Here is an 11282-nt window from a genome sequence, read left to right as displayed (position 1 = left end):
AGCCTATATTTTGTATTTGAAATGAAGTTTATCCTGCCTTTTGTTGATTAAAAATAAAGTTTGATAATTTATAAAAAAGATTGATAATTTGAAACAAGGTTTGATAAAAAAGTATGTCTTTTTTAGGCTAAACCCTTATAAGGGTTTAGCAACTTATTTTGATTAAACTTTTTTATAAAATCATGTATTTGTATGGGGAAAAAAAGCTTGTTTTTATCAATCTTTTTTCAAAAAGCGTATTATTACCGTAACGATAAATCAACGATTGAAGAGTATTTTTAATTAGACTTTTTTATAAATTTACAATTTTCGATAAAATAGGAGGATTTTGGTATTAATTGACGAATAATATTTTTCAACTCAAAACGGGAGAGGAGGAATGAGTATGAAAAAGTTTAAAATGAGTGTTGTGGCATTGGTAGCTGCGTTGTTGGTCCCTTCTTCTGCATTTGCAAACACCATATCCCCTTTAGGGGCTGGGGAATGGGATTACTTAGGAGAAGAAACTCTTTATTCTTATGGTGCTGAAAGTCATGTGTATGCCTCTGGTGGTGGAGATTATAAGATTTGTAGGGATTCTTACGTGGGTCCAACTGGTGATGTAAAAGTTGAATTATGGGAGTACGATCCTGATAGTTATAATGATTATGTAGGAGCAAGATATTTAGCACGAGGCGAATGTGGATATTTCTATAATATTGGTGGCTTTGTTGATGGAAGTCAAGCGGAATTTTTTGCGAAATCAAGGACTAGCAGTACGATACATTTAAGCTTTTGGGATTGATTCGTAAAGGCTAAAATGAAGGATGGTAAAGATCGAACCGATAGGCTGCAGGGTAAAGCATCGTTTTAAAAGTATTTTTTTGTTTTATGATGATAAATCCTTTAGTTGAGTTGAATGAATAGGGTTACGATGTTTTGAATAAAGTCGCAATGTGTACAAAAAAGTTGCGACGTTTTGATGCTTTTAAAGAATTCTAAGTGAGTTTTAATCAAACCTTTTTATAAAACGGAATGTTCATTCAAAAAGAAAAGACTCTATTTTGATCATCTTTTTTCAAAATGGATTCTTTTTTTGTGCCGTAGAATATGGGTTTGCTGAACGTTTTTGATTAAACTTTATTTTAAAGATACACCTCACTTTTAAGATAGCAAAAGTATGGGAAAATGGCTAATTTATGTGCTTAGTTCCAGCATTCCTGTAACTAGACAAATAAAAACACAAAAACACCCCTCTAGGCCGTTGAAAATGAGGGGTGTTTTGCAAAACAGGAAGGGCAAATGGACAAACTTGCAAGTAGAGGAGTCCTTGTCCATTTCCTTGTTAGTATATCTTTGAAATAACTAAAATATGCAGGATTTTATGCAAAAAGTAAGGAGATTTGTCAAAGGATGGGGAGGCCAAAAGCCGCGTCACTTGGGCATTGCATAAAATCCTGCATATGTAATAAATTCGGAGATTGTGAGAAACCCAGTGTTGGCGCGGATGCCCTGGGCATGGCTACTTCCGATAATTAGGGATTATGTCAACTTGACCTGTATAGGATATACAAAAAGGACGTAATCACGTTGATACGTCCTCCCATTATGTCGTTTTTTGACTGTTAGATGGAGAACCTCCTGTTTTTTGGGGTTTCCAAGCAAGAGTTAGTAAAAGCACAAATATATCACAGGAGAACATAGACACCACCATCCCAAGCCCCAAGTCGATATTAAAGTAGTTACGTAAAGGTACAAATAATACCACAAGAAGAGTAGATAATATACAGACAATCCATAATGCTATTCGTACTAACTTCATATTCAACACAGTCTCCCTCAATACTTTATACTTCTAATGTTCTTCGTATTAACCTTAAATGCCAAGGTAGCCAAAATCCAAAAATAATAATGTATACAGGAATAGACCACCAAGTATGCCATCCCTTTAATTTCATATATCCTACGTGAACAAGTATCCATTCAGACAAGAAGGATAAAAGTGTAAAAAGGGCAACGAGCATCCATTTATTTTCCTTCCTTAGGTAATTAAGGAATATTACGGCATAACAAGGAGGGATAACAACATAACTCATGAAATCACCAAGTCCCTCTCTTGTAGGATCTCCTATATCAAATACATCTAATTGGTTGGCCATTATAATCACATCAAACGTAACCGACAAGAAACCACCCACACCAAAAGTAAGGTAAATTTCTCCCCAACTTAATCGTTTTGGCATAAAAAGCATATAAAGCAAAGAAATAGCTCCCAAAACAATAGGAAACCATATACCTTTAGCTGATAAATCTAAGTTTTGGATAAACTTTTCCATAATGTGTCTCCTTTGTTCTCTAATAAAAAACCGTTTATTGGCATCTACATATCTCTAAACGTAATTACTATTATTTGTAAACATCCCTAAAAAATGCATCAATGGGATTGAATAGTATTGATTAAAGACTTTACTTCCGCTTTCGAGGATTATGTAAACAAAAAAGGATCTCATTTATGAGATCCTTCAGACCGTAGACAATAAAGTCAAGTCTTCGTGTTGTTTACTTCTTAATTTTTAAATATTTTTTTCCTGTAAATGGGGTCTTAACCCTTTCCTGCTTGGAAGCCCGGAAATTTTGTCATGCCTCCATCAGCGTATATAGTAATTCCAGTAACGTAACTAGCTTCATTAGAGGAAAGCCATGCGGCAACAGATGCAATTTGTTCAGGTTTTCCGATATAGCCCATTGGAATGAGACTTTCGACCCCGGCTTTTAATTTTGGATCTGAAAATTTTTCCGCATTAATTGGGGTATCAATTGCACCTGGCCCAATGCAGTTCACACGGATTCCTTTCGGAGCAAACTCCAGTGCGAGCGTTTCAGACATCAATTTCATCCCGCCTTTACTGGCTGCATAATGAACGAAGTGTGGCCAGGGAATTACCTCATGAACGCTCGACATATTGATAATCGAGCCTTTTATATTTTTCTCAAGCATATAATCAATAGCTTCCCGGCAACCGAGAAAGGCACCTGTAAGATTTGTGGCGATAACCCGGTTCCAATCTTTAAGAGATAGCTCTTCCGATGGGACCTCATTTTCAACTCCGGCATTATTAATCATGATATCAAGGCTTCCAAAATGTGAAATCGCCTCTTGAACGAGACGTTTTACATCCTCCTCTTTTGTCACGTCTCCTTGAACTGCAATTGCATCCCCGCCAAAACCTTTTACTTGGGTAATCATATCTTGAATAGCAGGATCATCCTTAAAATAATTAATGACAACTTTAGCCTCTTCTTGCCCAAAACGATAAGCCATCGCTTTACCAAGCCCTGTTGAGGCACCCGTAATAACAACCACTTTTCCTTTTAAATCTGGATACATGAAAAGACCTCCTATTTTTTAGTGAACCCTAACAAAATGCCCCCTGCAATCACGAGAATACAGCCGACGATGACAAAAACCATTTGTCGTTTAGATTTTTTCTCATGAAGAAGAAAAACCCCCCCAAGAGTTGAAATAATAATACCGGTTTGGGAGAGTGAGAAGCTGGTGGCCACGCCTATTTTAGGAATGGATAACAAAAGGCCGAGGTTTCCTATTCCCCACAGTATTCCGGTAACAATATTTCGAATCGTATACTTATTAAATGGTTTGTGGCGGAAGGTTAGAAGAAACGCCCCAATCAGCATCCCTACTGCTTGAGGAAGAATGACGGACCAGCCATTTAAGTTGAACCATCGCACAATCACGACATAGGCTAAATACCCTGCTGTAGAAATCAATAATAGGACATAACCTTTTTTCACGGCTTTATTATTATCCTTATCGTCCTTATCTCTTACGGTAGTAAAGATTACCCCGACGATTATAAGAATTATTGCGATAGTGCCAATTATGATTACGTTACGGGTTGTCCATTCTTTAAAAACAATAACCCCGACGAGGGATGCCGCCACCAATTGCATGCCGGTAGAAAGAGGAACTGTTTTTGAAACCCCTAGGTATTTAACAGTCCAAAGCTGGTTCCGTTGGCCGACCGCCCAAAACATACCTGAGAGAATTCCGATGATAAAAGTAAGAGTGTCAAGCGGCGGGTGGACGGTAAAATATAAAACAATTGAAAAAAGTAATGCACCGACAGTTATTCCTAACGTTTGGCTGAAAGCATCTCCGCCAAGCTTTACACTAACCAGAACTATGCTGCCCCAACATAGGGCTGGAATAAGAGCTAATAAAATACCAGCCAAGTTCAAACCCTCTTTTCATTATTTATAAAGATATAATTACCAATCGCCGAAAAAATACTCAAATATTGCGATTGTAAAGCATCGAGGGACGAGCGCTTATTTTTCTTGCATTTTCCGTACGGACAAAAAAGCGTAAATGATTGACCAGCCGCCTAGACTTCCACTGTCAATGTACGCATAAACGTTGAAGCTGAAATTGAAGATTAGTCAAGTTTTCTAATGAAGTTAATAGGGGGAGGAAGGGATATAGAGATAATCTCTTTTCCCTTTTTCCACTTATACTTCCGCCTTCGAATGTTATGTAAACAAGCAGCCTAAAAAAGGCTGCTTCAGACTGTTGAAAAACAACTTCGATATACATCTTTAAATTTTATATTTTGGTATTTGGCTCTGTTAAACTGTGTTGTTAATTATTATTGAAGTAATGGTAGGTTTTTGTTATAAAATTCTAAATATTGACACTTTAGAGATTCTAAATTATGATAGTAATGTTGAATTTGGTAAAAAAAGGAATAAAAGAGGAGGTTTAATATGGCAAAAGGTTCGCTGTTCGTTGGTTGGGGTGAAATTATACCAGGGCGTGAGAAGGCGGCACAGGCTTCACTCAACAATGCAATGCAATACATTATACGATTGCAACAGGAAGGAAAGGTTGACAGCTTTGAGGTAGTAGCTCTTGAGCCGCACGGCAGCAATCTTAATGGCTTCGTCCTTATCACAGGGGACAGGGAGACCGTGGCTCAACTACGAGCAGAAGATGAGTTTGTCTCGGTTATGGTTGGAGTGCAACTGGTACATCGGTATGTGAGGGTTGTCGGTGCCTACACAGGGGCTGAGCTGCAATCATTACTTGCGATGTGGGACGAACAAGAAGATAAACTATTCGTTGAATAAAATGGCTAGGAAGAAATTATTGGAGTTCTTTTAAGATTGCATTAATGGGAAACGATAGTTCAGACTGAATCGCCTAGTGCTGGCGGTTTTTCTTTTTGTAAAGGCTCTATTTACTCTATAAATATTTGTACATGTGAGCATTAATAGGCTTTTTGCATCCGACTCGTTAAGTGCAATAATTTTCCCTCTTATTTTCTCCATTTTTTCTAAATCAGTCATAAATTCCACTTTCTATCCTTACGAAATTTTAATATATATGAAACTTACTAGTGTAACTAATGTGAAGAATAAGAACTACACATTGAATTTTTACGAAAAAGCCTTTGGGAAAGTTTCAAATATCAACAATCTACTTTAAACAGAGCCTTGTATTTAAGACAAGTATAATCAACATAAAGAGGGATTCGATTAAAGGAGGTAATTTCATATGGATTTTGTTTCAAATAATAATCAGATGTGCTCTTTTAGCGAGTTATTGGATACAATTGAAAAATTGCCTAAAAAGCAAGAAACAATTCTTGTTGGAATTGATGGATGTGGGGGTTCAGGAAAGAGTACATTTGCTAATACGTTGCAGACAATAAAACCTGCCATAACAATTGTTCATAAGGATGATTTTTATTTTCCTTCTTCCCAGATCATAAAAGGAAGTCCCAATTCTAAACCAGTTGGTGCTGATTTTGATTGGAACCGCCTATTAAGACAAGTAATTCATCCTCTTAGTCAAAATCAAGATGGTTACTATCAACGTTACGATTGGAACGTTGATGAATTGACAGAATGGCATCTAGTTCCTATTGGTGGAATTGTTATAATTGAGGGTGTCTACGCTCTTCGTAAAGAACTTGAACATACATATGATTTTAAGATTTGGGTGGATTGTCCTCGCGAAATTCGACTTACAAGAGGTCTTGAAAGAGATGGAGAAGAAGCTCGTGATATGTGGGAAAACAATTGGATGATTTTAGAGGATATTTATGTAAGGCAACATAAACCCCATGCAAAAGCAAACCTTGTCATAAATGGGACAAAATGAATCCTATGTAACTTCCGAGAACGAAGGTTATGGTGCGACAAGATGTCGCTTTCATATAGTGTAGCTTACGCTACTAGTTTAGACGCAAAGACTATCCCTGTCCGAAACTGCGTACCTGGTAATGATATTATCCCCTTTAAGTAGACACACTGAAGACTGCAATATACTGTTTACTTAAGGGGGATTTTTTATGGAGAGAAAAATTAAAACATATACGGCAGAGTTTAAATATAAAGTCGTTCGAATGTATCTGGAAGGAACTGACGGATATAAAACAGTAGGCTCTAAAATGGGTATTCATGGAATCCTGGTTTCAAGGTGGGCAAAGGCTTATCAACTTGAAGGTATGCAAAGGTTAGAAGAAAAAAGGGGAAAGAACTTTCGGTCTAAAGCGAGTCTTATTCAGAATGAGCCTAGGAATCAAGAAGAGAAAATCCGACGTCTAGAAGCAGAGAATGCATACTTAAAAAAGCTCTTAGAAGTTCGAAAAGAAGGGATAAGTCAAGAGAAAGAACAGTAGCGTATAGGGTGATTCAGGAACTAAGTCAGATTTACCCTGTTCAGCTCCTATGTCAGATTGCAGGGGTATCGAGAAGTGGCTATTATAAGTGGCTTATGCGCCAAACATCACCATCGAAGAAGCAAATAGACGATCAGGCTCTTATGGAAAAGATTCTGCAATGTCATGAAATCCATAATGACATATATGGCTACTTGCGTGTAAAAACTTGGTTATTTCAGTATCACCAGTTAATTGTAAACCATAAACGAGTGTATCGCCTCATGAAAAGAATGGGTATTCAGGCTAGAATTCGTCGTAAGAAACAAAAATACTTTGGTCATAAGGAGGCTTGGGTGATTTCAAAAAATCATCTCAACAGAGAGTTCCAAGCCACAAAACCAAACGAAAAATGGGTAACGGATGTTACTTATTTAGTGTTCGATCAAAAGAAGCATTATTTATCTGTTATTCTTGACCTTTTTAACAACGAAGTAATTGCCTATCAAATTAGTAAACGAAATGACCTGAAACTCGTTACGGATACCGTGAAAATGGCTGTTAAAAAACGAGGAGGAAATGGAACCTTACTTCATAGTGATCAGGGATACCAGTATACATCTCGGCAATATAACCAGCTCCTCCAGAGATTTAACATAAAGGCTAGTATGTCCCGAAAGGGAAACTGTTTAGACAATGCTTGTGCTGAAAGTTTTTTTAGCCATTTTAAGACTGAATGTTTTCATTTTCACCAGTTCTACTATGAATCTGAAGTTAAACACGCTGTACGAAAGTATATTAAGTTTTATAACACAGACAGATTTCAAAAAAGATTAAACAACCTTAGCCCCCTTGCATATATGGCTAAGGTTGCATAGGTATTCTATTGCTGTCTACATACTGTCTACTTGACGGGGGTAAGTTCAAAAAACAAGAACATCCAAGGAAGGAACACTTCCGAAGTTCGTCCGATTACCTCCAGGCCTAGACGGGATCCAAAGATAACTGCAATTAATACAAGAGCATGAATAAATGCAATAGGAGTTTCCGGCATCACTTGTGTCACCATAAAGTCTCCTATATTCCTAAGAACTAGCGAAGACAGAAGGAGAGTAAAACAAAAAAACAAGCAGGAAACTGCTTTACCCACCCATTTCCCCATAACTTTTTCATTTATTTCAAATAGTGTATAGTTCGGAAATGCATTTGAGATAACATTATAGAGAGAAACTAATAATAGCCCAATTACCAATCCAAAAATAAGAGAAATCCATACATCTTGCTTGGCGATCGATACAAGACTTGGTGGTATGACTAAAATGGAAGTTCCAACCGTGTATAAAAGAACCAGAATACAAAATTGAAGTCTACTTAATTTTTGATTATCCAACATTTTTTCCACCTTATTGACACATATCAATTTTCATTTTATTCTTTCCAATTCACGTTAATTAAAAACGATGGTTTTTATCATTTTCCGACAGAAGACCTCCACTTCAAGCACGTGATGGGCGTAGCCCAGTGGTAAGTGGGGGATGAATGTCGACTAGGCAATCGCCTAGCCTGTTTGGTGAATAGGAAATGCAACTAGACAAACGTATGTTCTTTTGATAATATGTAATTACCAAAATGAACCAGAAGGGAGAAGGAAGGAATGAAGAAGTGCTATTTTTCCAATCGAATCTATAAACACAAGGTCCCCCACGATTTGAATCAGGAACTCTCTCATTCTCTCCGTCTCTATAATAGAGCCATGCGCACGGCTTATGCTTGGCAAACAAAACATCTACGCACGGGGAACAAGCCGTATGAAGGCACTCTTCACCTTGCGATTAAGAAACGATTTCAACTGGATGACTACTATACGAATAGCGCAGTCCAACAAGCAAATGCGCTTCGTACATCGCAAAAGGAATTACAGGTGTTGTATCTGAAACAGGCAGATGTTACTGTTCAGTCGATTCAAAAGAAGTTAAAAAACGAACGCCGCAAGCTTACAGCATTGCGAAACATGAAGCAATCAATTGCGACTGGAAAACCGAAGCTGTACAAACGAATGGGATATCAGATGCATCAAGCGGCTTCCGGTGCGGTATATGCGCTTCATCATAAGAATGAGACGCATATTTGGTTTTCCCTCTATCTGTTTGAACACCGGCATCTAGATAAAGAAATCAAACGCCTCAAGGCAAGAATCGGACAACTCCAGCATCGTCTCCTTCGGCAGGAGCAGAAAAAGGAGAAATTGAAACAGACGATTTCTTCTGCTTTGTTTGGCTCTCGTTCCTTCTTTCGTAAGCAGTATACAATGGAGCAGGATCAAAAGAGCCATGTAGCATGGAGACAAGCATTCCGTCACAAACGAAACGCCAGGATGACAATCTCTGGACGGAAGGATGCGAAGTATGGGAACTTTGTGTTCCAATATGATGCACAAAGCCAAACCTTACACGTCAGAAGTATTACGGGACAAGCGCTTATACTTCCCTATGTGTATTTTCCTTATGGACAAGATCAGGTGCAAGAATCTATCGCCACGCAGCTTTCCTGTCAGAACAAAAAGAAGTATGGCAAGCCAATCGGTTGGTCCATCGAAGACCATGGTACGTACTACATCATCAAATGCATGATAGAAGAACCAGAACATCCTCATATCAATTATTCAAAAGCAGACGGTGTCATTGGTGTAGATCTCAACTACAATCATATTGCTTTCTCCCATGTGAATGGACAAGGACAATTACTTTCCTCCTCCTGTCTCTATTTCTCTTTAGAAGGAAAACGAAGCGGACAAATCACAAAAATTCTAGAAGCAGAAGCGATTCGTTTGGTGGATATCGCGATTCAAAGAAATAAACCGATTGTTTTAGAAGTATTAGATACAACTCTATCAAAGTCTGCCAGCCGTTACCGCAAGCGGAAGCAAAATCGAAGAATGAGCATGTTTGCCTATAAAAAGATGCAGGATGGCATTCACAGCCGAGCTGCTAAAATGGGAGTCGCTGTGTTTGAGGTGAATCCTGCCTTCACAAGCCAGATTGGGAAGATGAAGTATATGAAACAGATGCATATTTCCATCCATCAAGCGGCGTCCTACGTCATTGGCAGGCGCGGCATGAACTTGAAGGAACAGGTGCCAAAGGTGTTGCAAACCTATACAGAACGTAAGGATGGGGAGCACCACTGGAAACAATGGAGTGTGTTGACAAAAGCCTTCAAAGCGCTTCGCCCGCACGTATTCTATCATGTATCGGGCCAATCTTATCCATTATTCAACAAAGAGATTTGTAACTATGGGCTGACACAAGCAGAACGTGATACTTTGCAGAAGTATGTACCAAAAGTTTGGTTAGAAGAAAGGGAAGCCTGACTTCGTTTGGAATGGCATTATCTGTTCTTGCATCACCATCATTTTGCCGCAAAAGCCAGAAGGATTGAGCTCCAGAATGGTGGGCGCATTGGTGCAAGAACATCGCAACACGTATAGGGTGAAAAAAGAGAAGCAACTATCACTACTTGTACGTGACAAGGTCACCTCGGTGACTTTGTCACGTACAAGGAAGTGTGAGCTCTCCCTATTTGCCCTATGAGAAGCCTGTTGAACGGCTCTGTATTTCGCTTCCTAGGAAGAGGATACAGAATCTCCCACCTCAAGGAGCATTAGCGAGTAGGTGGGGGTAGTTCAATAGAACTTGAAGACAGGTGATTTGACATAAGGGATGTTTCCAAAACAAAACTTTTACTTTCGAGCGCCGCTCTCTATTCCAAATTCAATCTTAATTTTCATGATATATACCTTTTCAGGGTCAATGCCGTATATCTACATGAATATAATCATCCTAAAAGCAATATCATAAAAAAACTATTGGTAAGCAGCTAGTTGGCTGCTTATTTTTTTAATCACAAAAATGCTTGCAAAAGTTACGTAATCTATGAATCTCCTTCGAAAATTATTAAGATAAGGCTACAAAAGAACAGGAGGGTATAATATTGAACCAACAAAACAAATGCAAACGCTTCCTTATATAGAAGAGAAAAACGCTTAACCTTGTCAAAAAAGAGCTATAAGCGGCAGAGGGTTCCTGTCTGATTAGTGATATTTTTAAATGAAAATGATCATTTTGAGTGAGATATAAAAAAATGAAATATTTGATGAATTTATTTTTAATTATGATATACTAATTACGGATTATCAGATAAATAGTATAACTCAATTGAGGAGGATTTATTAATATGATAAATGTTGCTATTAACGGGTTTGGTCGTATTGGAAGAATGGTATTTCGTCAAGCGATCAAAGAAAGCGCATTCCAGGTTGTAGCCATTAATGCGAGCTATCCGGCAGAGACGTTAGCACACCTGATTCAGTATGACACCGTACACGGGAAGTTTGACGGTACGATAGAGGTATTGCAAAATCACTTATTGGTAGATGGTAAGCTGGTTCAGCTTCTGAATCAACGTAATCCGCAGGAGCTTCCTTGGAAGGAACTTGGCGTAGATGTTGTGATTGAAGCAACAGGAAAATTTAATTCGAAAGAACAAGCAAGTCTCCACCTAGAAGCAGGGGCAAAGAAGGTCATTTTAACGGCTCCTGGTAAAAATGAAGATGTTACGATC

General features: G+C 38.2%; 12 protein-coding genes. 7 read left to right on the top strand and 5 right to left on the bottom strand.

What is annotated here, in order from left to right:
• Positions 1-385: 385 nt before the first annotated feature.
• Positions 386-784, top strand: a complete 399-nt coding sequence (locus tag AAHB12_RS30295) for a hypothetical protein (protein ID WP_342048797.1) — start codon at positions 386-388, stop codon at positions 782-784.
• A gap of 801 nt (positions 785-1585) precedes the next feature.
• Here the strand turns inward: AAHB12_RS30295 and AAHB12_RS30290 are convergent.
• The 4 genes from AAHB12_RS30290 to AAHB12_RS30275 form a co-directional block, all read right to left on the bottom strand.
• Positions 1586-1801, bottom strand: a complete 216-nt coding sequence (locus AAHB12_RS30290) for a hypothetical protein (protein WP_342048796.1) — start codon at positions 1799-1801, stop codon at positions 1586-1588.
• Between the two features lie 25 nt (positions 1802-1826).
• Positions 1827-2315 carry a hypothetical protein gene (locus tag AAHB12_RS30285; protein WP_342048795.1) on the bottom strand — a complete coding sequence of 163 codons (489 nt, stop codon included), beginning with the start codon at positions 2313-2315 and terminating at the stop codon, positions 1827-1829.
• 266 nt (positions 2316-2581) lie between these two features.
• Positions 2582-3367: a glucose-1-dehydrogenase gene (locus tag AAHB12_RS30280; RefSeq protein WP_342048794.1), complete on the bottom strand. Its 786-nt coding sequence runs from the start codon at positions 3365-3367 to the stop codon at positions 2582-2584.
• 11 nt (positions 3368-3378) lie between these two features.
• Positions 3379-4233 (bottom strand): GRP family sugar transporter, encoded by an 855-nt coding sequence (locus tag AAHB12_RS30275; protein WP_342048793.1) that lies wholly within the window; start codon positions 4231-4233, stop codon positions 3379-3381.
• Between the two features lie 531 nt (positions 4234-4764).
• Between AAHB12_RS30275 and AAHB12_RS30270 the strand changes: the two genes are divergently transcribed.
• From AAHB12_RS30270 to AAHB12_RS30255, 4 genes are all read left to right on the top strand, one after another.
• Positions 4765-5127 (top strand): hypothetical protein, encoded by a 363-nt coding sequence (locus AAHB12_RS30270; RefSeq protein WP_342048792.1) that lies wholly within the window; start codon positions 4765-4767, stop codon positions 5125-5127.
• 427 nt (positions 5128-5554) lie between these two features.
• A complete protein-coding gene (locus AAHB12_RS30265; RefSeq protein ID WP_446715640.1) occupies positions 5555-6163 on the top strand; it encodes a uridine kinase family protein in 609 nt (202 codons plus the stop codon).
• Between the two features lie 190 nt (positions 6164-6353).
• Positions 6354-6683 (top strand): transposase, encoded by a 330-nt coding sequence (locus AAHB12_RS30260; RefSeq protein ID WP_342048791.1) that lies wholly within the window; start codon positions 6354-6356, stop codon positions 6681-6683.
• Positions 6623-7540 carry an IS3 family transposase gene (locus AAHB12_RS30255; protein ID WP_342048798.1) on the top strand — a complete coding sequence of 306 codons (918 nt, stop codon included), beginning with the start codon at positions 6623-6625 and terminating at the stop codon, positions 7538-7540. Before AAHB12_RS30260 ends, AAHB12_RS30255 begins: the two co-directional genes overlap by 61 nt.
• Before the next feature lie 26 nt (positions 7541-7566).
• On the opposite strand, the gene AAHB12_RS30250 is transcribed toward AAHB12_RS30255, so the two are convergent.
• Positions 7567-8055, bottom strand: a complete 489-nt coding sequence (locus tag AAHB12_RS30250; protein ID WP_342048790.1) for a GerAB/ArcD/ProY family transporter — start codon at positions 8053-8055, stop codon at positions 7567-7569.
• A 261-nt stretch (positions 8056-8316) separates the two neighbouring features.
• Here AAHB12_RS30250 and AAHB12_RS30245 point away from each other — a divergent pair, with 261 nt between their 5' ends.
• Together AAHB12_RS30245 and AAHB12_RS30240 are read left to right on the top strand one after the other, a co-directional pair.
• Positions 8317-10032, top strand: coding sequence for an IS200/IS605 family accessory protein TnpB-related protein (locus AAHB12_RS30245; protein WP_342048789.1), 1716 nt, complete (start codon positions 8317-8319; stop codon positions 10030-10032).
• Positions 10033-10895: 863 nt separating this feature from the next.
• A partial coding sequence (locus AAHB12_RS30240) for a glyceraldehyde 3-phosphate dehydrogenase NAD-binding domain-containing protein (RefSeq protein WP_342048788.1) occupies positions 10896-11282 on the top strand: 387 nt, incomplete at its 3' end.

The sequence above is a fragment of the Bacillus sp. OTU530 genome (genome assembly GCF_038440375.1).
This window is presented reverse-complemented; position numbering and strand designations above follow the sequence as displayed.